The 23,275-nt window shown below is 54.5% G+C and carries 19 protein-coding genes; 13 read left to right on the top strand and 6 right to left on the bottom strand.

Features of this window, described 5'->3' with window-relative positions; all coding sequences use genetic code 11:
• The 4 genes from NG42_RS23760 to queF all read right to left on the bottom strand — a co-directional run.
• A partial coding sequence (locus NG42_RS23760) for a DUF3289 family protein (RefSeq protein ID WP_173581544.1) occupies positions 1–133 on the bottom strand: 133 nt, incomplete at its 3' end.
• 405 nt (positions 134–538) lie between these two features.
• Complete coding sequence (xni, locus tag NG42_RS13425) at positions 539–1,297, bottom strand: flap endonuclease Xni (RefSeq protein WP_052899971.1); 759 nt, start codon at positions 1,295–1,297, stop codon at positions 539–541.
• A gap of 42 nt (positions 1,298–1,339) precedes the next feature.
• Positions 1,340–2,704 carry a nucleotide 5'-monophosphate nucleosidase PpnN gene (gene ppnN, locus NG42_RS13430; protein WP_052899972.1) on the bottom strand — a complete coding sequence of 455 codons (1,365 nt, stop codon included), beginning with the start codon at positions 2,702–2,704 and terminating at the stop codon, positions 1,340–1,342.
• Positions 2,705–2,886: 182 nt separating this feature from the next.
• The gene (queF, locus tag NG42_RS13435) at positions 2,887–3,732 is read right to left on the bottom strand and encodes an NADPH-dependent 7-cyano-7-deazaguanine reductase QueF (RefSeq protein ID WP_052899973.1); all 846 of its coding nucleotides are present in this window, start codon (positions 3,730–3,732) and stop codon (positions 2,887–2,889) included.
• Positions 3,733–3,875: 143 nt separating this feature from the next.
• On the opposite strand from queF, the gene syd reads away from it, so the two are divergent.
• The 4 genes from syd to NG42_RS13455 all read left to right on the top strand — a co-directional run bounded on the left by syd (position 3,876) and on the right by NG42_RS13455 (position 6,602).
• Complete coding sequence (syd, locus tag NG42_RS13440) at positions 3,876–4,418, top strand: SecY-interacting protein (RefSeq protein WP_052899974.1); 543 nt, start codon at positions 3,876–3,878, stop codon at positions 4,416–4,418.
• A gap of 617 nt (positions 4,419–5,035) precedes the next feature.
• A complete protein-coding gene (locus tag NG42_RS13445; RefSeq protein WP_052899975.1) occupies positions 5,036–5,365 on the top strand; it encodes a YqcC family protein in 330 nt (109 codons plus the stop codon).
• Entirely contained in the window at positions 5,365–6,144 is a 780-nt protein-coding gene (gene truC, locus NG42_RS13450; protein ID WP_052899976.1) for a tRNA pseudouridine(65) synthase TruC, read from the top strand. The genes NG42_RS13445 and truC overlap by 1 nt, the downstream gene beginning before the upstream one ends.
• A gap of 11 nt (positions 6,145–6,155) precedes the next feature.
• Positions 6,156–6,602 carry a flavodoxin gene (locus tag NG42_RS13455; protein WP_052899977.1) on the top strand — a complete coding sequence of 149 codons (447 nt, stop codon included), beginning with the start codon at positions 6,156–6,158 and terminating at the stop codon, positions 6,600–6,602.
• A gap of 36 nt (positions 6,603–6,638) precedes the next feature.
• Here NG42_RS13455 and garD read toward each other — a convergent pair whose 3' ends face one another.
• Positions 6,639–8,198 (bottom strand): galactarate dehydratase, encoded by a 1,560-nt coding sequence (garD, locus tag NG42_RS13460; protein ID WP_052899978.1) that lies wholly within the window; start codon positions 8,196–8,198, stop codon positions 6,639–6,641.
• A 516-nt stretch (positions 8,199–8,714) separates the two neighbouring features.
• Between garD and NG42_RS13465 the strand changes: the two genes are divergently transcribed.
• The 6 genes from NG42_RS13465 (at position 8,715) to NG42_RS13490 (ending at position 15,729) form a co-directional block, all read left to right on the top strand.
• Positions 8,715–10,061 carry an MFS transporter gene (locus NG42_RS13465; protein WP_052899979.1) on the top strand — a complete coding sequence of 449 codons (1,347 nt, stop codon included), beginning with the start codon at positions 8,715–8,717 and terminating at the stop codon, positions 10,059–10,061.
• A 9-nt stretch (positions 10,062–10,070) separates the two neighbouring features.
• Positions 10,071–11,408, top strand: a complete 1,338-nt coding sequence (locus tag NG42_RS13470) for an enolase C-terminal domain-like protein (protein ID WP_052899980.1) — start codon at positions 10,071–10,073, stop codon at positions 11,406–11,408.
• A gap of 29 nt (positions 11,409–11,437) precedes the next feature.
• Positions 11,438–12,778: a glucarate dehydratase gene (gene gudD / locus NG42_RS13475; RefSeq protein ID WP_052899981.1), complete on the top strand. Its 1,341-nt coding sequence runs from the start codon at positions 11,438–11,440 to the stop codon at positions 12,776–12,778.
• Between the two features lie 48 nt (positions 12,779–12,826).
• Complete coding sequence (gene garL, locus NG42_RS13480; RefSeq protein WP_052899982.1) at positions 12,827–13,597, top strand: 2-dehydro-3-deoxyglucarate aldolase; 771 nt, start codon at positions 12,827–12,829, stop codon at positions 13,595–13,597.
• Between the two features lie 25 nt (positions 13,598–13,622).
• Positions 13,623–14,507, top strand: coding sequence for a 2-hydroxy-3-oxopropionate reductase (garR, locus tag NG42_RS13485; RefSeq protein WP_052899983.1), 885 nt, complete (start codon positions 13,623–13,625; stop codon positions 14,505–14,507).
• A gap of 73 nt (positions 14,508–14,580) precedes the next feature.
• Positions 14,581–15,729 (top strand): glycerate kinase, encoded by a 1,149-nt coding sequence (locus tag NG42_RS13490; RefSeq protein WP_052899984.1) that lies wholly within the window; start codon positions 14,581–14,583, stop codon positions 15,727–15,729.
• Between the two features lie 110 nt (positions 15,730–15,839).
• Here NG42_RS13490 and barA read toward each other — a convergent pair whose 3' ends face one another.
• Positions 15,840–18,569: a two-component sensor histidine kinase BarA gene (gene barA / locus NG42_RS13495; RefSeq protein WP_052899985.1), complete on the bottom strand. Its 2,730-nt coding sequence runs from the start codon at positions 18,567–18,569 to the stop codon at positions 15,840–15,842.
• 107 nt (positions 18,570–18,676) lie between these two features.
• Here barA and rlmD point away from each other — a divergent pair, with 107 nt between their 5' ends.
• From rlmD to mazG, 3 genes are read left to right on the top strand one after another with little or no spacing between them, the layout of a single operon-like run.
• A complete protein-coding gene (rlmD, locus tag NG42_RS13500) occupies positions 18,677–19,993 on the top strand; it encodes a 23S rRNA (uracil(1939)-C(5))-methyltransferase RlmD (RefSeq protein ID WP_052899986.1) in 1,317 nt (438 codons plus the stop codon).
• A gap of 35 nt (positions 19,994–20,028) precedes the next feature.
• Positions 20,029–22,266, top strand: coding sequence for a GTP diphosphokinase (gene relA, locus NG42_RS13505; protein WP_052899987.1), 2,238 nt, complete (start codon positions 20,029–20,031; stop codon positions 22,264–22,266).
• Between the two features lie 53 nt (positions 22,267–22,319).
• The gene (mazG, locus tag NG42_RS13510) at positions 22,320–23,102 is read left to right on the top strand and encodes a nucleoside triphosphate pyrophosphohydrolase (protein WP_052899988.1); all 783 of its coding nucleotides are present in this window, start codon (positions 22,320–22,322) and stop codon (positions 23,100–23,102) included.
• Positions 23,103–23,275 lie beyond the last annotated feature (173 nt).

Genomic DNA, 23,275 nt, shown 5'->3' on the forward strand with positions numbered 1-23,275 from the left:
CGCTGATATCGCCATAGTTCATATCATCAGCAAAGTAATCATCCATTTTACGCTGGGTTTCATAGATACGGATTGGCAGTTGCAGCGCCGCAACCTGCGGTTTTTCGTCGATATGAGTATCCATAGATAACATCCTGTTATTATGTTTCAGTTCCTCAGGTAAGTAATATACGAGACAGCGGAACACAATGATAGTCTGTCGGAAAAATAATCAGCGCGATTTCGTTAACTGTTCTTATTACAGTGTGAGTTAATTTTTCCCAGTGTCAAATAATTAAGATGGATATTATTAGTAGTGCATAATCCGAATGCGGATATGATGAATTTTATCAGGAGCGTATTGTTAGATTAACCATCTGGGTAACGGTTACCGGGGATGCAGTCCGCCTCTGGTGCACCGGTGATCCGATTAATCATGCGGATCTGAGGTGGCATTTAAGCTGGCAGGGTGCTCAGTGTAATTTGATAATTGAAGGCGATATTATCGTTATTATTTAAGCCGGGTGACCTGATAATTAAGCCACCCGATTAAAATAACTTAACCCGCCTCATAACGCAGTTCTTTAAGATTACCATCCAGCATTAAATCCGTTTTAAGCGTTGCCACTTGCTGGCAAATAAACGCCATTTCACGGTGCTGCTCAAGTTTATTACGCCATTTTTCGGGGACTGCATCCAGCTGCTGATAAACGCCCTCCAGTGAGCCGAAGTCCGCCAATAACTGGCTGGCACTTTTAGGTCCGATTCCGGCCACGCCGGGGATCTTGCTGCTGCTGATGCCTGCCAGGCCCCAGTAGTCGGTGAGCTGTTGTGGCGTAACGCCAAATTCTTTAGCGATAAAAGGCATATCCAGCCAGCGCTTCTGAAAATAGTCGCGAATAAAAATCGTCGGCGCTAACAGCTGGCAATAGCCTTTATCGGTGGAGACAATCGTCGCCTGATGGCCGCCTGACGCCACTTTTACCGCCAGCGTGGCCGCCAGGTCGTCGGCTTCATCGCCGGGTGAAGTCCAGCAGGTAACGCCAGCAGCGGCAAAGGCTTCGCGCAGCAGCGGCATCTCTGCTTGCAGGGTATCCGGCATCGGCGGGCGTCCGGCCTTATAGTCGGGAAGCAACTGATGCCGCCAGCCGTCGCGCCGCTCGTCGTCGTCAAATACCGCGACAACATGACTCGGGCGGGTATGCATTAACAGTTGCTGTAACGCCTGTACGCAGGTTTGCTGGCAGGGAGAGCCCTGAACAGCGTGAATGCGGCGAATCAGATTCAGCGCATCAACAATTAACAGATGATTAGTCATAAGCTCGAAGTCAGAGCGGCACGGATGCCGCTCACTGGCAGGTTACTTTATGATTTCATAGCAGGGGATATAGGCGGTGCCCGGCAACTTCATGCGGTGCTGAGCGACAAATCCCTGTAGTAAATCGTCCATGTGGTGCATCATTTGCGCATCGCCGTGCAGCTTGTACGGCCCTTTCTCTTTGATCTCGCGGATGCCCATCTCTTTTACATTACCGGCAACGATGCCTGAAAATGCCCGGCGCAGCGCGGCGGCCAGTTTCTCTGGCGGTTGATTCGGATAGAGATTGAGATTAGCCATATTTTCATGGGTCGGCATAAACGGCACCTGAAGGTCTGGCGCAATACGAATCGACCAGTTAAAGCTGTACGCATCGCCGGTTTCGCGACGATTCTCTTTAACCTGCGGCATCGCCTTTTTCATCTGGCGTGCCACTTCGGCGGCATCGTCAATGATGATGGTGTAATGGCGACGTGCCTGTTCACCTACCGTATTGACGATAAACTGATCCAGCACGCGGAAGTAATCTGCACTCTCTTTGGGGCCGGTCAGGATCAACGGCAGCACCTGATCGTGGTTCTGCGGGTTCATCAGAATTCCCAACAGATACAGTAACTCTTCCGCGGTACCGACCCCGCCGGGGAAGATGATAATGCCATGAGCAATGCGCACAAACGCCTCAAGGCGTTTTTCAATGTCCGGCATAATAATCAGTTCATTGACCAGCGGATTGGGTGGCTCAGCCGCAATGATCGATGGTTCCGTCAGGCCAATAAAGCGGCCATCTTTGTAGCGTTGCTGGGCGTGACCGACGGCGGCGCCTTTCATTGGCGCTTCCATTACGCCTGGCCCGCAGCCGGTACAGATATTCAGCTCGCGCAGGCCAAGCTGTGAACCGACGCTGCGACAATACTGATATTCCGTCGCGTTAATCGAGTGTCCACCCCAGCAGACCACCATATTCGGCTCTTCGCCGATATGCAGCGCCCGCGCATTACGCAGAATCGAGAACACCATATTGGTGATATGGATGGAGTCTTCCTGATTCAGGTGCTGGAAACGTTCGGCATGGGTAATCTGGCCATTGACGAACAGGATATCGCGCAGTACTGCAAACAGGTTGGCCTGTAGCGAGCGAATAATGCGACCGTCGACAAACGCCTCTTCCGGCGGATTGATCAGTTCCAGCTTTACACCACGTTCGCGACGCAGCACGTTGATATCAAAGCTTTCGAAGCGGGAGAGCAGTTCATGGCTGCTGTCGGTTTGACTTCCGGAGTTAAGCACGGCGAGTGAACAGTTACGGAACAGCTGATAGAGGTCACTGCTGGCAGTGCGCTTCAGCATGTCAACTTCCAGCTGCGAGAGCAAATCCATCGAGCCAAGAGGGCTAATATGTGTAATCAAATGAACTCCTTTGCACCCGCCTGGGTGATTGGTGACTCTGTGCGCATAAGTCGGTACAGAGACGAAAAATCCTTTGTCGACGCCAGCTTATTACGCAGCGCCCGACTTCAGATTAACGTCCTCTGTACCGGTTTCACAACTGATTCCGCAACCCGTTTACTGGCCTGCGAGATATCTCGCAATTACTGACGAACCAGTCGTGAATGTGACGGGGTAAAATCGCTATTGGTGCGCCACGGATTAATGTCGAGGCCACCGCGACGGGTATAGCGTGCGTAAACCGACAGTGTTTCTGGCTGGCAGAAACGCTGGATATCATTGAAAATCCGCTCAACGCACTGTTCGTGGAATTCGTTGTGGTGACGGAAAGAGACCAGATAACGCAGCAGCGCTTCGCGGTCAATGCGAGGGCCACGATAGCGAATCTGCACCGACCCCCAGTCTGGCTGATTGGTGATCAGGCAGTTGGATTTTAGCAGGTGGCTGACCAGTGTCTCTTCCACCACTTCAGTGGCGGTGGCATTTTTCAGGTAATCAGCATTGAACTGATAGTTATCAATGGTGATGTCCTGCTCATCAATGCAGTTGCCGTCAAAATGGCCGATTGGCTGTCCTTCAACTTCCTGCAAGCGAAACAGCGCCACGCTGACTTCACCTTGCGCACAGGCGCTGAGATCGCGCTCAAGCGTCTGACGAACTTCGCCCCAGTCGGAGAACGGCGTCTGGTTAAAGCTGTTCAGATAGAGCTTAAAGCTTTTCGACTCTATCAGATTAAGGCTGCTGGCATTCAGCACCACTTCGCCGACGGCAACCTGCGGTACGCCTTTGCTGTTCAGCCATGACAGCTCATACAGGGTCCAGATATCGGCACCGCTAAACGGTAAGCTGTCCGGATAGAGACCCAGCGGCTCGCGGTTCATGCTGCGTGGCACCGCCTGCAATAAACTGGCATCGTAACGATCGTGATATTCTGTTGCTTTACCTAAGGTCAGGCCGTGCAAAGCCTGATGCTGTTCGTGTGTAGACATACTGTTACCTTAATGGCCTGCTCCGCAGGCTAAACTGTCGAATCTACCTGTGTAGCTGCAACGCCAACTACTTTGGGTATACTAATCGCCGATACGACGGTTTATAAGTGTAACTTAGCTGGCCAACAGTGAGAAAATTAAAGATGGAACAGACCTCCCAGGCGCTGACAGATTTTACCACCCGCTACTGTGCGCTCTGGCAGCAGCAGTGCGGACATCTGCCCGCCAGCGACGCACTGTACGGGGTGGCGTCCCCCTGTATTGCACAAACGCTGGAGGACGAAGTTTACTGGCAGCCACAGCCCTTTACGCTGGCAAAAAATCTTGATGCGGTGGAGCGCGCGATAGATCTGCGGATTCAGCCCGCCGTGGAGGCGTTCTATACCACCCAGTTTGCTGGCGATATGTCAGCTCAGCTGGACGGACGGGAACTGTCTCTGGTGCAGGTCTGGAGTGAAGAGGATTTCGTCAGAGTACAGGAAAATCTGATTGGCCACCTGGTGATGAAGCGCCGTCTGAAGCACTCACCGACGCTGTTTATTGCCACCACCGAGTCAGAATTAGAGGTGATATCGGTGTGTAATCTCAGCGGTGAAGTGATTGTCGAGCAGCTGGGTAAACAAAAACGTGAGGTTCTGGCCGGTTCACTTGCTGAGTTTCTCGCGTTAATACAACCTGTTAGATGATATTTTTGCGATATTACCCCGCTTTGGTGTGAGACATCTCTTACATGGCATGTAAGAGATCGCCAGAAAATCCATGACGTTATTTCACGATTAAAAAGTGAAAATATTCTAAATCATGAAGTTAGAGCGATTCTGACAGTATGACAGTTGTAAGACGAATCCATAAATGCGGCAACTATCTTGTTTACTGTTGCTGTTCTGGCAGAATGCCTGGCATCAGGAAGGAGACTGTGGACTGGACGACGTCAGGATGATGTCACTTCAGGATGAAGCGGACCACATCCGGACGATGCACGGAAAGGCTTCAGGAAGAAGCAAGGATATCTCAGGATGAGATATGGACACCTCCAGGAAGGAGAATGAGAGCCATACCAGGAAGGTGTGGTGGGCCAGGATGCCAAAGGATGATAAGCCGGGATGGCTTAATGTGTCAGGATGGCACACAGGAAAAGTTTTCAAGGATGAGCAGGGAGCACAAAAGTAGCTGGAGCGCTGCAAACGAACCGGGAGCACTGTTTTTACAGTGCTCCCTTTTTTTGTTCATACTTTTTACCCGATCGTCGCGGGGTGTTATTCTTGCCGCCCAATTTCTCTTGTCTCTTCACCCGAGGTTGCCGATGAGTCGTGAACAACAGGTTCACCAACGTTTGCTGGACATAGCCCAGGTCATGCAGGACAGCGGGCTGTGGCAAAGCAGTGCGCCAGATACCGCCGCGTTTAACAGTACCGAGCCTTTCTGCCTCGACACCATGTTGCCACTGGAGTGGTTGCAGTGGGTGCTGCTGCCGCGTATGCAGGCATTGCTGGACGCCAGCGCACCGTTACCGAAAAATTTTTCCGTCACCCCTTATTATGAAGAGGCGCTGGAAGCCAGCGTAGCCGGCCGCTTGTTGCTGTTGAGCCAGCTAAAAGCGCTGGACGATCTTTTTACGGACAGCGCCGACTAATGCTGGAAATTATTTATCAGGATGAACACCTGGTCGCGGTGAACAAGCCCGCTGGCTGGCTGGTTCACCGCAGCTGGCTGGATCGTAAAGAGAAAGTGGTAGTGATGCAGACAGTGCGTGACCAGATTGGTCAGCATGTCTTTACCGCCCATCGCCTCGACCGACCGACTTCTGGCGTGCTGTTAATGGGCCTGTCGAGTGAGGTTGGCCGTCTGTTGTCGCAGCAGTTTGAACAACATCAGATGCAGAAAACTTATCATGCGCTGGTGCGTGGCTGGCTGGATGGCGAAGAACGTATCGACTATCCGCTGACGGAAGAGCTGGACAAGATTGCTGATAAGTTTGCCAGCGGGGATAACGGGCCGAAGTCGGCGATAACCGATTATCGTTCCGTGGCTCAGGTTGAGATGCCGTTTGCGATTGGCCGCTATGATTGTGCGCGCTACACGCTGGTCGAATTGCAGCCGCATACCGGCCGTAAACATCAGTTGCGTCGCCATATGTCGCATCTGCGCCATCCGATTATTGGCGACAGCGCGCACGGTGATTTAAAGCAGAACCGCGGCGCAGCGCAACACTTCGGCTGTCAGCGCCTGATGCTGCATGCCAGCAGTCTGGCACTTAACCATCCGGTGACCGGCGAACCGTTGGTGATCCGTGCCGGGCTGGATGCTGTCTGGCAACAGATGATGCAGCAGTTTGGCTGGCAACAGTGTCTCCCTGATGTTCCCAGGGTTGAGTTTGCCGCGACAGCAAGTCAGGATAGTGCATCAATTTAAGGAGATAAGTTATGTCGCAGGTGGGTATTTTTGTCGGAACCGTTTACGGAAATGCATTGCTGGTGGCGGAAGAGGCGGAGCCAGTGCTTCAGCAGGCGGGCCATCAGGTAAAGATTTTTGAGGATGCCACGCTGGCTGACTGGCAGCAGTACAGCGACCAGGTGGCGCTGATTATTACCTCTACCACCGGTCAGGGCGATTTTCCCGACAGCATCGCCGGACTGTTTCATGCAATCAGGGATCAATTGGGTCACCAGCCGCAGCTGCAATACGGGGTGATTGCCCTGGGTGACAGCAGCTATGATCACTTCTGCGGCGCGGGCAAAAACTTTGATGCGTTGTTGCAGGAGCAGGGCGCGACGCGCGTGGGCGAGCTGTTGACCATTGATGCAATGGAAAATCCTGAGCCAGAAGCGGTCACTACGCCCTGGGTTGAGGCCTGGGCAAAACTGATCTGATGAGTCGGGGCCGCTACGGCTGGCCCCGACCAGACTTCAGGTAACCGGTGCCGGGTTAAACACCGCCAGCGCATTGCGAATTCCCCAGCGATCGGACCAGGTTTGCTGTCTGCCGCTGGCAATTTCCAGAATCAACTCAAACAGACGCCAGCCGACCTGTTCAATGGTTTCTTCGCCGGTCGCAATGGTGCCGGCGTTAATATCCATTAAGTCATGCCAGCGCTCTGCCAGCGCGTTACGCGTCGCCATTTTGATCACCGGAATCGCCGCCAGGCCGTATGGCGTACCGCGTCCGGTGGTAAATACCTGTAGCGTGATGCCGGAAGCCATCTGCTGCGTGCCGCAAACGAAATCACTGGCGGGCGTGGCGGCGTAAATTAAGCCGCGTTTGGTCGGACGCTGTCCCGGTGACAACACTTCAACAATCGCGCTACGGCCGGACTTGGCAATCGAACCCAGCGCTTTTTCCACCACATTCGCCAGTCCACCTTTCTTGTTGCCCGGTGACGGATTGGCGCTGCGGTCAGTCTGCCCCTGATTGAGATAGTCGTCATACCATGCCATCTCTTCCAGTAGCCGTTTGCCGACCGCTTCATTAACCACGCGCGGCGTCAGCAGATGGATCGCATCGCGCACTTCGGTGACTTCAGAGAACATCACTGTGGCACCGCAGCGCACCAGCAGGTCAGAGGCGAAGCCGACCGCCGGATTGGCGGTGACGCCGGAAAAGGCATCGCTGCCGCCGCACTGCATGCCGACAATCAGTTCCGACGCCGGGCACTGCTCGCGCTGGCGCTGATTCAGTCGCTGCAAATGGCGTTCGGCCACCTGCAAAATCTCCTGCACCATCGCCTGGAAGCCCACCAGTTTTTCATCCTGCAAGCGCACAATATCTTGCTCATCGAGCGAGATGACCTGCACGTCTTCAGTGCCGGTCAATAGTTTCTCCGGCTGCAATTTTTCGCAGCCAAGACCGACCACCATCACTTCTCCGCCAAAGTTGGCGTTTAGCGCCAGGTTATGAATGGTGCGAATCGGCACGACCGCAGCGGGTGCATTGATCGCCACCCCACAGCCATAAAGGTGATTCAGCGCCACCACGCCATCGACATTCGGGTAACGCGGCAGCAATTCGCGCTCGATTATCGCCACCACATAGTCCACGACGCCGGCCACGCAGTGTACGCTGGTGGTAATCCCCAGCAGATTGCGGGTGCCGACGCTGCCGTCGGCGTTGCGATAGCCGGCGAAAGTGTAACCTTCCAGGGCTGGCAGCGCGTCGGGTACACGATTAGCCAACGGTAAACTGGCCAGCGGTGGTGCTTCGGGTAGCGCCACCAGCGACTCTTCAATCCAGCTGCCTCGCGCGATATTACGCAGCGCATAACCAATCACTTCGCCGTAACGAATAATATGACCGCCGCTGGCGATAGGACTTAACGCCACTTTATGTCCCTGTGGAACATGTTCGGTTAATTGCAGACCGCAGTTAAATGTGGTGCCAGCGGGCAGGCCATTATTATTCACCACAATCGCCACGTTATCGGTTTCATGCACCTTTATATACAGCGGTACTTCATCAGTTATTTTATTCATTGCTCTAATGTCCTGTTTTTTATTTGCAGGTACAGGCTTTTGGAAAACGGGTTACTGCCACGACATCAATCATATTTGCTGAACGAAAGTATATGTTGCGCTGGCTGCCGCCGACACTATGCAAATGTCGGTGTTTACGCCGTGCTGACGTCCAGATTTCGTGCAAATCTACGAAGGCAAGAGAAGATGCTCACAAACAAAAGCCAGCAAAATCACAGTGTGCGGCAAATCTCATGGAAAAAACCCATTTCGTGAGCGGTCGCGCATCGTATTGTGCAAACGCCATAAAATAGGGTTCAAAACACCGCTAATGTCATGCAGGGTTCTAATGTGCCGCTGGCGCGGGATTCATATACTTCTTCTGGTGTTGAAAGTCAGGTTATTCACCACGCTGCGTAATCAACGTATTTGCTGATAAAAAAACGCTGTGTTTAACCCAACATCATTCTGATACCCACGCCGGTGTCTGTTGTTCAGAGTGAAAATAGCTAACCGCTCTATTTTCAGGAGTGCATCATGAATTCTGTGAGCCAGGCCGCGAGCGCAGTACAAAAGCGAACCAACGCGCGCTATTGGATAGTGGTGATGTTGTTTATCGTCACTTCATTTAACTATGGCGACCGTGCCACCCTGTCCATTGCCGGCTCTACCATGGCAAAAGAGATTGGGCTGGATCCGGTTGGTATGGGCTATATCTTCTCCGCTTTTTCCTGGGCATATGTGATTGGTCAGATTCCGGGAGGCTGGCTGCTGGACCGTTTTGGTTCGAAGCGCGTCTACTTCTGGAGCATCTTTATCTGGTCACTGTTCACGCTGTTACAGGGCTTTGTCGATATTTTCAGCGGCTTTGGCATTATCGTGGCGCTGTTTGCCTTGCGCTTTCTGGTCGGGCTGGCCGAAGCGCCGTCATTCCCCGGTAACAGCCGCATCGTCGCCGCCTGGTTTCCGGCGCAAGAGCGCGGCACCGCCGTGGCGATTTTTAACTCCGCACAATATTTTGCCACGGTAATTTTCGCGCCGATTATGGGCTGGCTGACCTCTGAAGTGGGTTGGGCGCACGTGTTCTGGTTTATGGGGGGGCTTGGCATCATCCTCAGCTTTATCTGGCTGAAAGTGATTCATGACCCGACTGACCATCCGGGCGTTAATAAAGCCGAGCTGGAGTATATGGAGCAGGGCGGCGCGCTGATCAATATGGATCGCAAAAAGGAAGAGCACAAAGTCAGCTGGAACGAAAAAATGTTTCAAATCAAACAGCTGGTGACTTCTCGCATGATGCTCGGTATTTATCTCGGCCAGTACTGCATCAATGCGATGACCTACTTTTTTATCACCTGGTTCCCGGTTTATCTGGTGCAGGCGCGCGGCATGTCGATTCTTAAAGCCGGCATTATCGCCTCGGTACCAGCCATCTGTGGCTTCCTCGGCGGCGTGCTGGGCGGGATTATCTCCGACTGGCTGATGCGCAAAACCGGCTCGCTGAATATCGCCCGCAAAACCCCGATTGTGCTTGGCATGCTGCTGTCGATTTCGATGGTGATCTGTAATTACGTCGATACCGAGTGGGTGGTGGTGTTCTTTATGGCGACCGCGTTCTTCGGCAAAGGCATCGGTGCGCTGGGCTGGGCAGTGATGGCGGATACCGCACCGAAAGAGATCAGTGGCCTGAGCGGCGGGCTGTTCAATATGTTTGGTAACGCCTCTGGCATCATTACGCCGATTGCCATTGGTTACATCATCGCCACTACCGGTTCCTATAACGGGGCGCTGATTTACGTCGGTATCCACGCGTTTGTTGCGGTACTCAGCTATCTGGTGCTGGTGGGTGATATCAAACGTATCAAACTGAAAGTGAAAGCTTAAGGAGTCTGCATGAGCACGCAAAGCACGCCGGTGATCACTGAGATGAAAGTTATTCCGGTCGCCGGTTATGACAGCATGCTGCTGAATATTGGTGGTGCGCACGGCGCGTTCTTTACCCGCAACATTGTGGTGCTGACCGACAGTGCGGGTCATACCGGCGTTGGTGAAGCGCCGGGTGGCGAAGTGATTTATCAGACGCTGGTCGATGCCATCAAGCAGGTTAAAGGGCATGAAGTGGCGCGGATGAACCGGCTGGTGCAGCAGGTGCATCAGGGCAATCAGTCGGCCGACTTCGATACCTTTGGTAAAGGTGCCTGGACTTTTGAATTGCGGGTGAATGCGGTGGCGGCGCTGGAAGCGGCGCTGCTGGATCTGCTCGGGCAGTGCCTGAATGTGCCGGTAGCCGAGCTGCTGGGGCCGGGCCAGCAGCGCAATGAAGTGACGGTGCTGGGCTATCTGTTCTATATCGGCGACCGGGAAAAAACCGATCTGCCTTATCTGCATGGCGAAAATGCCAGTCATGACTGGTATCACCTGCGCCACCAGCGGGCGATGGATAGCGCGGCGATTGTGCGGCTGGCCGAAGCGGCGCAGGACAAATATGGCTTTAAAGATTTCAAGCTTAAAGGGGGCGTACTGCGCGGCGAACAGGAAATCGATGCGGCCAGGGAACTGAAAAAGCGCTTTCCTGATGCGCGGATTACCGTCGACCCGAACGGTGCCTGGCTGCTGGATGAGGCTATCGCGTTGTGCAAAGGCATGCAGGATGTCCTGACCTACGCCGAAGACCCTTGTGGGGCTGAGCAGGGTTATTCCGGCCGCGAAGTGATGGCAGAGTTTCGCCGCGCCACCGGCCTGCCGGTTGCCACTAATATGATCGCCACCAACTGGCGTGAGATGAATCACGCGGTGATGCTGAATGCGGTCGATATCCCGCTGGCCGACCCGCACTTCTGGACGCTCAGCGGCGCGGTGCGCGTGGCACAACTGTGTGATGAGTGGGGGCTGACCTGGGGTTGTCACTCCAATAACCATTTCGATATTTCGCTGGCGATGTTTACTCATGTCGGTGCCGCTGCGCCGGGCAAACCGACCGCGATTGACACCCACTGGATCTGGCAGGAAGGCGATCAACGGCTGACCAGGCAGCCACTGCAAATTCGCGATGGCAAAATTGCCGTGCCGGATAAGCCGGGGCTGGGGATTGAGCTGGACTGGCAGCGGGTTGAGCAGGCGCATGCGCTGTATAAACAGTTGCCGGGTGGCTCCCGTAATGATGCTGCGGCGATGCAGTATCTGGTTCCCGACTGGAAATTTGATCGTAAGCGTCCGGCATTTGGTCGCTGAATCGCTATCTGAATTAAAGGATAACTGTTATGAATCAACAGAGTGCGACACCGTTAATTAAATCACTTCAGGTCATTCCGGTGGCCGGTTACGACAGCATGTTGCTGAATCTGAGTGGTGCGCATGCGCCATTTTTCACCCGTAATATCGTGATTATTAAAGACAATGCCGGTCACACCGGCGTCGGTGAAATTCCCGGTGGCGAGAAAATTCGCCAGACGTTGGTGGAGTCAGAAGCGCTGCTGACCGGCAAAGGCATTGGCGAATATAAAAACCTGCTGAGCGACGTGCGCAAAACCTTTGCCGATCGCGATGCCAGCGGGCGCGGCAATCAGACCTTTGATTTACGTACCACGATTCATGTGGTGACCGGCATTGAAGCGGCGCTGCTCGATCTGCTGGGCCAGCATCTGGGAGTTAATGTCGCCAGTCTGTTGGGCGATGGTCAGCAGCGTGACCGCGTCGAAATGCTGGGTTATCTGTTTTATATCGGCGACCGGCGTAAAACCTCACTGCCGTATCAGAGCCAGAGTAACGAGCAGTGTGACTGGTATCGCCTGCGTCACGAAGAAGCCTTGTCGCCGGACAGCGTGGTGCGGCTGGCTGAAGCGGCCTATGAGAAATACGGCTTTAATGATTTTAAATTAAAAGGTGGCGTGCTGGCGGGCAGTGAAGAGGCCGAAGCGGTCACCGCACTGGCAAAACGCTTCCCGCAGGCGCGTATTACCCTCGACCCGAATGGTGCCTGGTCGCTGAATGAAGCGATTGAGCTCGGTAAACAGCTGCGCGGTGTACTGGCTTATGCCGAAGATCCTTGCGGGGCTGAGCAGGGGTATTCCGGACGTGAAGTGATGGCTGAATTCCGTCGCGCCACCGGTTTACCGACCGCCACCAATATGATCGCCACCGACTGGCGGCAGATGGGCCACACGCTCTCTTTGCAGTCGGTGGATATCCCACTGGCCGATCCCCATTTCTGGACTATGCAAGGCTCGGTACGCGTCGCACAAATGTGCCACGACTTCGGCCTGACCTGGGGCTCTCACTCCAATAACCATTTCGATATTTCGCTGGCGATGTTTACCCATGTTGCCGCCGCCGCGCCGGGCACCATTACCGCTATCGATACCCACTGGATTTGGCAGGAGGGTAATCAGCGCCTGACCAAACAACCGCTGCAAATCAAAGGCGGCATGGTGCAGGTGCCACAACAGCCGGGGCTGGGCGTCGAGCTGGATATGGATCAGGTGATGAACGCCCACGCGCTGTATCAAAAACATGGTCTTGGCGCACGCGATGATGCGCAGGCGATGCAGTTCCTGGTGCCTGACTGGCGTTTTGATAATAAACGTCCTTGTCTGGTGCGCTAAACCTTATGGCCGCGCCGATGCCGTGCGGTCAAATTTACAGGAGTGATTATGAGTGAGACACATTATCCCAACCGTTTTCGTCAGCGCCTGCTGAGCGGTGAAACCTTGATTGGCAGCTGGTGCGGACTGGCGAATCCGATCACCACCGAAGTGTTGGGATTAGCCGGATTTGACTGGTTGCTGCTGGATGGTGAGCACGCGCCTAATGACATCACCACTTTTGTGCCACAGCTGATGGCGCTGAAAGGCAGCCCGAGTGCGCCAGTGGTGCGACCGCCGTGCAATGAGCCGGTGATTATCAAACGCCTGCTGGATATCGGATTTTACAACCTGCTGATTCCGTTTGTTGAAACGGAAGAGGAAGCGCAGCGTGCGGTGGCGTCAACACGTTATCCACCGGCCGGGATTCGCGGCGTGTCGGTTTCGCATCGCAGCAATATGTACGGCAGCCAGGCGGATTACAACCTGACGATCAATGACAATATCAGCGTGCTGGTGCAGATCGAAACCCAACAGGCGGTCGATAATATTGATGCCATTGCTGCGGTTGACGGTGTTGATGGCATTTTCGTTGGCCCGGGCGATCTCTCGGCGGCGCTCGGTTATCTCGGCCAGCCGGCGCATCCTGAAGTGGTGAAAGTGATTAAGTATATTTTTGACCGCGCCAAAGCGGCGGGAAAACCGAGCGGCATTCTGGCACCGGTCGAGGCTGATGCGCGCCGTTACCTGGAATGGGGCGCAGGTTTTGTTGCCGTAGGCAGTGATTTAGGCGTATTTCGTGCCGCCACTCAGGCGTTGTGCGACCGTTTTAAAAAATAACTGAATAATCAGGGGAGACGCAGCAATGAAAATTGGATTTATTGGTCTGGGCATTATGGGTAAGCCAATGAGTAAAAACCTGCTGAAAGCGGGTTACAGCGTGGTGGTACGCGATCACAACGTTGAAAACGAGGCAGAGCTGCTTGAGGCTGGCGCAACCGTGGCAAAAAGCGCGAAAGCCGTAGCGGAGCAGTGTGAGGTGGTGATTACCATGCTGCCGAATTCGCCACAGGTGAAACAGGCCGCATTAGGTGAAAACGGCATTATTGAGGGTGCGAAGCCGGGCACGGTGGTGATCGATATGAGTTCAATCGCGCCGCTGGCCAGCCGTGAAATTCATGATGAGCTGGCGAAGAAAAACATTCGTCTGCTGGATGCGCCGGTCAGCGGCGGTGAACCGAAAGCGATCGACGGCACCCTGTCAGTGATGGTCGGCGGTGATAAAGCGTTGTTTGATCAATGCTATGACATTATGAAAGCGATGGCCGGTTCAGTGGTGCATACCGGCGAAATTGGTGCTGGCAATGTCACCAAGCTGGCGAATCAGGTGATTGTGGCGCTGAATATCGCTGCGATGTCTGAGGCGCTGACGCTGGCGACGAAAGCCGGGGTGAATCCGGATCTGGTTTATCAGGCGATTCGCGGTGGGCTGGCAGGCAGCACGGTGCTGGATGCCAAAGCGCCAATGGTGATGGATCGTAATTTCAAGCCGGGTTTCCGTATCGACCTGCATATTAAAGACCTCGCCAATGCGCTGGATACTTCGCATGGCGTCGGCGCGCAGCTGCCGCTGACTGCCGCGGTTATGGAGATGATGCAGGCGCTGAAAGCCGAGGGTCTCGGCACTGCCGACCACAGTGCGCTGGCCTGCTATTATGAAAAGTTAGCCAAGGTTGAAGTTTCCCGGTAATACAGCCATTCGGCGTCTGACCGCGCCGGATGGGTTGTTTTTTTCGACCAGCTCAACAGCGCTCGGACAACCTATGAAAATAGTAATCGCACCGGATTCATATAAAGAGAGTTTATCTGCCTTACAGGTCGCCACGGAAATTGAGGCGGGCTTCCGTGAAATTTTTCCTGACGCGCAATACGTGAAACTGCCGGTTGCGGATGGCGGCGAAGGGACGGTTGAGGCGATGGTGGCGGCGACGGAGGGAAAGATCGTCAGGCTGAACGTGACCGGCCCGCTGGGTGAACAGGTCGAAGCGTTTTATGGTCTTTCCGGTGATGAAAGCTGTGCCTTTATCGAAATGGCCGCTGCCAGCGGTTTAGAACTGGTGCCGGCCGCGCAGCGCGATCCGTTAATCACCACGTCCTGGGGAACCGGCGAACTGATCCGCAACGCGCTGGATAAGGGAGTGCAGCACTTTATTATTGGTATCGGCGGCAGTGCCACTAACGATGGCGGAGCCGGTATGGTGCAGGCGCTTGGCGCGCGGCTGCTGGATAAGCAGGGCCAGCAAATCGGTTATGGCGGTGGCGCACTCACCCAACTGGAGAGCATTGATATCAGTCAGCTGGATAAGCGCATCCGTGATTGCCGCTTTGAAGTGGCCTGTGACGTCACCAATCCGCTGACCGGCGATGAAGGTGCATCGGCGATTTTCGGGCCGCAAAAAGGCGCGACGCCGCAACTGGTGGCGCAGCTGGATCGGGCGCTGGAACACTATGCGAAGATTATTCAGCGCGACCTGGATATTGATGTGCTGCATGTGCCGGGCGGAGGCGCAGCGGGTGGAATGGGCGCGGCATTGCATGCTTTTTGCCATGCGGAACTGCGGCGCGGCATTGAGATCGTGACTGAAGCGCTGGGGCTGGATGCGCTGGTGCAGGATGCCACGCTGGTGATTACCGGCGAGGGGCGTATCGACAGTCAGACCATTCATGGCAAGGTACCGATTGGCGTGGCTAAAGTGGCGAAGCGCTACAACAAGCCGGTCATTGGCATTGCCGGTAGCCTGACCGACGATGTCGGGGTTGTGCATCAGCATGGGCTGGATGCGGTTTTCAGTGTGATTTACAGTATCTGTACGCTGGAAGAGGCACTGGACAATGCGGCTGAGAATGTAAGGATGACCGCGCGTAATATTGCAGCCAGTATTGCGATTGGGCGCGCGACAGAAAATGTGTAGGAGAGCCGTTTTCGTTGCCGTGGTGATGGTATGCACGGTGCCAGCTCCCGGCACGGGCGGCGAGAATGCCGCCCTGACCAAAAAAACGATGCCAGGCCCCCGGGCTTAAATTACACCCGACTCAGCACCTCTTTCGCCAGCCTGACCACATTCTCCATCTCATCAAGTAACTCAAGCAGTTCAGGTTCGATGGTAACAATGTCGGCATCGAGCCGCAGATGATGTTCCAGCTGCTGACACAGTTGTTTGAGTCGCGGGACGCCACTGTAGCTGGCGCTGCCGTGCAGCTTATGGATGATATCGCGCAGGCCGCTGGTATGGTTATCCGCCAGATTTTGCTCAACCTTTTCCCGTACTTCCGGCAGGAAGTCGACCAGCATCTGCAACAGATCGCGCGCCAGGTCAGTTTTGTTGGCCGCCTGACGCAGCGCCAGCTGCCAGTCGAGCGAAGGGGAAACCGGCGGCAATAGCGGCATATCGCGCTGGAGACCCGGCGAATAGCGTGCCAGCAAATGGCTGAGCTTTACCTCATCAATCGGTTTAGCCAGATAGTCATTCATGCCGGCTTTGATCAGCCGCTCACGTTCACCATCAATCGCATGGGCGGTGACGGCGACAATCGGCGTATTAACGTGCTGCGGCAGTTCGCGAATCAGTTCGCTGGCGCGAATGCCGTCGATTTCCGGCATCTGAATATCCATCAGAATAATATCCAGCTGCTGCGCCCGCGCCTGCTGAATCGACTTTTCCCCACTGTCGCACAACACAATATGGTCAACCTGCTCTTCCAGTAATGCGCCGATCAGCTTCAGGTTCGCCGGATTATCATCCACCGCCATCACCGTCAGCGGCAGGCGGGTGCGTACCGGCAGGTCATACAGTTTACGTGCCAGCAGGTCCAGCAGCAGCGGGATCAGGCGCGTCATTGACAGCGGTTTAATAATACAGCCATCCACACCACGCGCTTTCAGCTCTTCCGCATAGATCTGCATCTGGCACGGTAACGCCATGACCAGGCAGTCGGCACGCTCCAGTAGTGAGTTAAGCAGTTCAGCCGGAATCTCCGGGTTTTGGCTCTGCATCACCGGAATGCCCATCAGCAGCACGTCGTAATGGCTTTCTGACAGGCCGTTAATTGAGGTGCTGTAGCTGACGCTCATTGGCGTCGCGCTAAGGATATCCAGCGTGGCCTGCGCGGCAGCCGGGTTGGCCTCCACATAGGCCATACGTTTCCCTTGCAGGCAGTCGAGCGCCCGTGGATCGCTGGCGGCATTTGGATTCAGTTCCAGATTGACGTGAAACCAGAAGGTCGATCCGTGATTCAGACGGCTGTGGAAAGAGATATCGCCGCCCATTTCATTGACCAGTTTCTGCGTAATCACCAGCCCCAATCCGGTACCCCCATGGCGGCGTGAAATGCTGGCATCGGCCTGGCGAAACGCCTGGAACAGCTGCGACTGCTGCTTTTCCGAAATACCAATCCCGGTGTCATGCACCTGCACTTCCAGTTCGATCTTATTATTGCCCTGCGAGCGTTTTTCAATGCGAATATCGATATTGCCGCGTTCGGTAAATTTAATCGCATTGCCCAGCAGGTTGGTGACAATTTGTTGCAGGCGCAGCGGGTCGCCAATCACGTTATCCGCCACGTCGCTCTGAATATTGATGGTCAGCTCCAGACCTTTTTCATGGGCGGCCGGAGCCAGCAATACCACGGTTTCATCCAGCGTCGCGCGCAGCGGGAAAGGAATGGTTTCCAGCACCAGTTTGCCGGCTTCCAGCTTCGAAAAGTCGAGAACGTCGTTGATAATGCTGAGCAGGTTGTTGGCGGAGCGCTCAATGGTATGCATATAGTCACGCTGAGTAGCGTTAAGCGGCGTTTTCAGCGTCTGGCGGGTAAAACCAATCACGCCGTTCAGTGGTGTACGCAGTTCGTGTGACATATTGGCGAGGAATTCAGACTTAATTCGCGCCGCTTCCTGCGCACGTTTTTTCGCCAGATCGAGTTCGACGTTCTGAATCTCCATCTGCTCCAGCGTTTCACGCAGATCGGAGGTCGCCTGATCGATATTCTGCTGCATCTCTTCGTGATAGGCGGTCAGCGACATCGCCATCGAGTTAATACCGTTTTTCAGCACGTCCAGCTCGCCGAGCATATAGCCCTCCACCCGGCTGTCGAGCTGACCGCGCCTGATGCGGTCGACGGTACTGACCATATTGCGAATCGGTCCGGTGACATCGCGCATCAGGCGATAGGCGAACAGCATGGCGATACACAGGCAAAACAGCAGCAGCAGGGTAGAGATAAACACCTCTTTATACTGCTGTAAACGTACCGATTGCAGGTCCAGTTCTATCGCCACATAGCCGAGGGGATTGCCGGTCGGCTTGGCATCATGCCCCGGCGACTCATCGGGATAATAACTTTCAGAGACAATCGGCGTGCGCAGAATCATCGCGTTGCCGCGCCGTTCAATCGAGATTGAGGTGGGAAGCTGGCCGTTATCGGGAATGCGTAACAGGTCGGGGTTCAGCTGATAATTTGAGGTGACAAATAGCTGATTTTTATCATCAAAAACGGTAATCGCCCGCACGATATCCGAGTGACGACGATGCAGCAGACTCACCAGCTGGCGCACCGATTCGCGACTGTGAAACGTCATGCCATATTCGCTGGAGACCGCCAGCGGCTCAATAATATTGGCTCCGGCATCGACCAGCTGACGCTGCAATTCGTTATAGCGGTGAACGACAAAAAAGGTACTGAGCAGCAGCCCGATCATTAAGGTCGGTGCCAGTATTAAAATCATCATTCTTGCCCGCAGGCTGTATTTGGTCATGGATTTCCAGTATGCGACAATAGAGATATCACCGTCCGGGCCTTTAACGCGAACATCACTGTTCCGCCAGCTCACCGTATCTACGAATTCTGAGACGTAATTTAATAATGGCGCAATTCTACTCTGCAAAACGGCGCGTGACGACCCGCCAGACAGTTACTGTCACCGTCGATGACCTTGATCTCTTTGGACAAGGCGTCGCCCGTCATAATGGCAAGGCGATGTTTATCAGCGGCGCACTGCCCGGGGAGCAGGTCGAGGTGGATATCACCGAAGATAAGCGCCAGTTTTCCCGTGGCAAAGCCAGACGCATTTTAACCGCCAGCGAGCAGCGGGTTAAGCCGCTGTGCCCACACTTTAGCCATTGCGGCGGCTGTCAGCAGCAGCATGCCGCGCTGCCGTTACAACAGCAAAGCAAAGCCAGTGCGCTGGCGCGGATGTTGTCGCGTGAATCGGGCCAGCCGGTTGCGGTGGATGAGATTATCGGTGGCAGCGCTTACGGCTATCGTCGTCGTGCCCGGCTTGGTCTGAATTATCAGCCAAAAAATCAGACTTTGCAGATGGGCTTCCGCAAACCTGCGTCGAACGATCTGGTAAATATCACTCAATGCCCCATTTTGAAGCCCGAACTTAATGCACTGATTCAGCCGTTGCATCAGTGTCTTGGCAGTTTACAGGCGGTGCGACGTCTCGGCCATGTTGAGCTGGTGCTGGCGGATAACGGCCCTCTGCTGGTTTTACGCCATCTTGATGCACTTAATGCCGCTGACAGGCTAAAACTGGAACAGTTTTCGCATAAGCATCAGCTGGCACTGTTTCTTGCGCCGGACAGCGACAAACTGGAACAGGTCAGCGGAGAAATGCCTTATTATCAGTCAGATCGTATGAAACTGACTTTTAGCCCGCGTGATTTTATCCAGGTCAACGACCAGGTTAATCAGCAAATGGTGGCGCAGGCACTGGCCTGGCTCGATCTGCAGCCGGATGACAAGGTGCTGGATCTGTTTTGCGGCATGGGCAACTTCACGCTTCCGTTAGCAAAGTTAGTACAAAATGTTGTTGGTGTGGAAGGTGTTGCAGCATTAGTGGCTAAGGGTGCGTATAATGCACAACTTAATAACCTGAGTAATGTGACATTTTATCATCAAAATCTTGAGGAAGATGTCACGCGCCAGCCGTGGGCGGCGCAAGGATTTACCAAAGTGTTACTGGATCCCGCACGAGCGGGGGCACCGGGTGTGATGCAACATATTATCAAACTTGCGCCGCAACGCGTTGTCTACGTTTCCTGTAATCCGACTACACTTGCCCGTGATAGTCAGACATTACTGACATCCGGCTACCAACTGGAAAGGGTCGCGATGCTCGATATGTTCCCACATACCGGTCATCTTGAGTCCATGGTGCTGTTCAGCAAAACGTAGTTGCCCGAACTGTCGGGGCTTTGCCAGGAGAGGATATGGTTGCGGTAAGAAGTGCACATTTGAATACGGCTGGTGAGTTTGCGCTCGACCAATGGATCACCAGTTTGGGGATCTCAAACCAGCAGTCATGTGAACGACTGGCCGAAACCTGGCGCTATTGCGAAGCCGCCACCAGCGGACATGCCGATCAGGCGATCTTGCTGTGGCGCGGCATCGAAATGGTGGAAATCCTGACGATGCTGAGCATGGATAACGATAGCCTGCGCAGCGCCTTGCTGTTCCCGCTGGCAGATGCTGGCGTCGTCACCGAAGAGATCCTCGAAGAGAAATTTGGCAAAGCTATCGTCTTGCTGGTACACGGCGTGCGCGATATGGATGCCATTCGTCAGCTTAAAGCCACCCACAATGACTCGATGGCCTCGGAGCAGGTAGATAATGTCCGCCGCATGCTGCTGGCGATGGTGGAAGATTTCCGCTGCGTGGTGATTAAACTCGCCGAGCGAATTGCCCATCTGCGCGAAGTGAAAGATGCGCCGGAAGATGAGCGCGTACTGGCGGCAAAAGAGTGTACCAATATCTATGCGCCGCTGGCCAACCGCCTCGGAATTGGTCAGCTGAAATGGGAACTGGAGGATTTCTGCTTCCGTTATCTGCATCCTGACGAATACAAACGCATTGCCAAACTGCTGCACGAGCGCCGAATCGATCGTGAACAGTATATCGATACCTTTGTCGATAACCTGCGCAAAGAGATGGCGAAAGAAGGGGTCAAGGCCGAGGTGTACGGTCGCCCGAAGCATATCTACAGTATCTGGCGCAAAATGCAGAAGAAGTCGCTGGCATTTGATGAACTGTTTGACGTGCGTGCGGTGCGCATTGTTGCTGAGCGTTTGCAGGATTGCTACGGCGCGCTCGGCACCGTGCATACGCTGTACCGCCATTTGCCTGACGAATTCGATGATTATGTGGCGAACCCAAAGCCGAACGGCTATCAGTCGATTCACACCGTGGTGTTAGGCCCGCAGGGTAAAACCGTTGAGATTCAGATCCGTACGCGCCAGATGCATGAAGATGCCGAGCTGGGCGTGGCGGCGCACTGGAAGTACAAAGAGGGGCCGTCTGCCAGCCAGGGTCGCAGTGGTGCTTCCGGACACGAAGAGCGCATCGCCTGGTTACGTAAGCTGATCGCCTGGCAGGAAGAGATGGCCGACTCCGGCGAAATGCTGGATGAAGTGCGGAGTCAGGTGTTTGACGATCGCGTGTATGTGTTTACGCCGAAAGGCGACGTGGTCGACCTGCCTGCCGGTTCGACGCCGCTCGACTTCGCTTACCATATTCACAGTGATATCGGTCATCGCTGCATCGGTGCCAAAATTGGTGGGCGTATTGTGCCCTTCACCTATCAGCTGCAGATGGGCGACCAGATCGATATTATCACCCAGAAACAGCCGAACCCGAGCCGTGACTGGCTTAACCCGAACCTCGGTTATGTCACGACCAGCCGTGGACGCTCAAAAATTCACGCCTGGTTCCGCAAGCAGGATCGTGACAAAAATATTATTGCCGGACGCCAGATCCTCGACAACGAGCTGGATCAGCTGGATATCAGCCTGAAAGAGGCGGAAAAACTGCTGCTGCCGCGTTATAACGTCAACAGCCTGGATGAGCTGCTGGCGGCAATTGGGGGCGGCGATATTCGCCTCAATCAGATGAGCAACTTCCTGCAGTCGAAGCTGAATAAGCCGAGTGCCGAGGAAGAAGATCGCGAAGCGTTGCGTCAGCTGACGCAGAAAACCCAAACCGCCATGCCGCGCAGTAAAGAGAGTGGCAGAGTGGTGGTGGAGGGCGTCGGTAATCTGATGCATCACATTGCCCGCTGCTGCCAGCCGATTCCTGGCGACGATATTGTTGGCTTTATCACGCAGGGGCGCGGTATCTCGATTCACCGCGCCGACTGTGACCAGCTGGCTGAGCTGATCGATCATGCGCCGGAACGTATTGTCGATGCGGTGTGGGGTGAAAGTTACTCCAGCGGCTATTCGCTGGTGGTACGGGTGACCGCCAACGATCGCAGCGGACTGCTGCGCGATATCACCACCATTCTGGCGAATGAGAAGGTCAATGTGCTGGGTGTCTCCAGCAGGAGCGATACCAAAAAGCAGCTGGCCACCATCGATATGGATATCGAAATCTACAACCACCAGGTACTGAGCCGCGTGCTGGCGCGACTGAATCAGGTGCCGGATATTATCGACGCCAGACGGTTGCATTAATTTGATTAACGGGTGGCGTTCGCGCCGCCCCTGAAACCCTTTCAAGGATTAAAATGAACGCTCTCGATCGCCTGCTGGGCATCATGAAAACCCTGCGCGATCCGCAGAACGGCTGCCCGTGGGATCGCCAACAAACTTTCGCCACCATCGCCCCCTATACGCTGGAAGAGACTTATGAAGTGCTGGACGCCATCCAGCGCGAAGATTTTGCTGATTTGCGCGGCGAGCTAGGCGATCTGCTGTTTCAGATCGTGTTTTACGCGCAGATGGCCAGCGAGCAAGGGCACTTTAACTTTGACGATATTTGCCACGCCATCAGCGACAAGATGGAACGTCGCCATCCGCATATTTTTGCCGATGCGCAGCCGGCAGAGAGTGAACAGAGAATGGCGCAGTGGGAGCGCACCAAAGCGGCGGAGCGGGCTGAGAAAGCGCAGCATTCGGCGCTGGATGATATCCCTGACGCCCTGCCAGCACTGATGAAAGCGTATAAAATCCAGAAGCGTTGCAGCGCGGTGGGCTTCGACTGGGACTCACTCGGCCCGGTGCTGGAAAAAGTGCATGAAGAGATTGATGAAGTGATGCACGAAGCGCAGCAGGCGGTGGTGGATGAGGAGAAGCTGGAAGAGGAGATTGGCGATTTGCTGTTCGCCACGGTCAATCTTTCGCGCCACCTCGGCAGCAAGGCGGAAACCGCCCTGCAAAAAGCCAACCGCAAATTCGAGCGCCGCTTCCGTCAGGTCGAACACATTATTACCGAAAATGGACTGACAATGAACGATGCCACTCTTGAGCAGATGGAAGCCGCCTGGCAACAAATTAAGCAGCGAGAGTAGTTTTGCTGTCAGGGCGGCGTTCTCGCCGCCCATGCTGAATATTTGCACAATATCCGTCGCAACTAACTCGATTCAGCAAAATTTTTTTTTACCCCGTTCTTATGACCAAAATCAATCTGGCTAACGGCTTAGTGCGATAATTTAGTCTGATAAATACGGCGGCGCGCACACAA

This window comes from Winslowiella iniecta, from assembly GCF_001267535.1.
GTDB classification, from domain to species: domain Bacteria; phylum Pseudomonadota; class Gammaproteobacteria; order Enterobacterales; family Enterobacteriaceae; genus Erwinia; species Erwinia iniecta.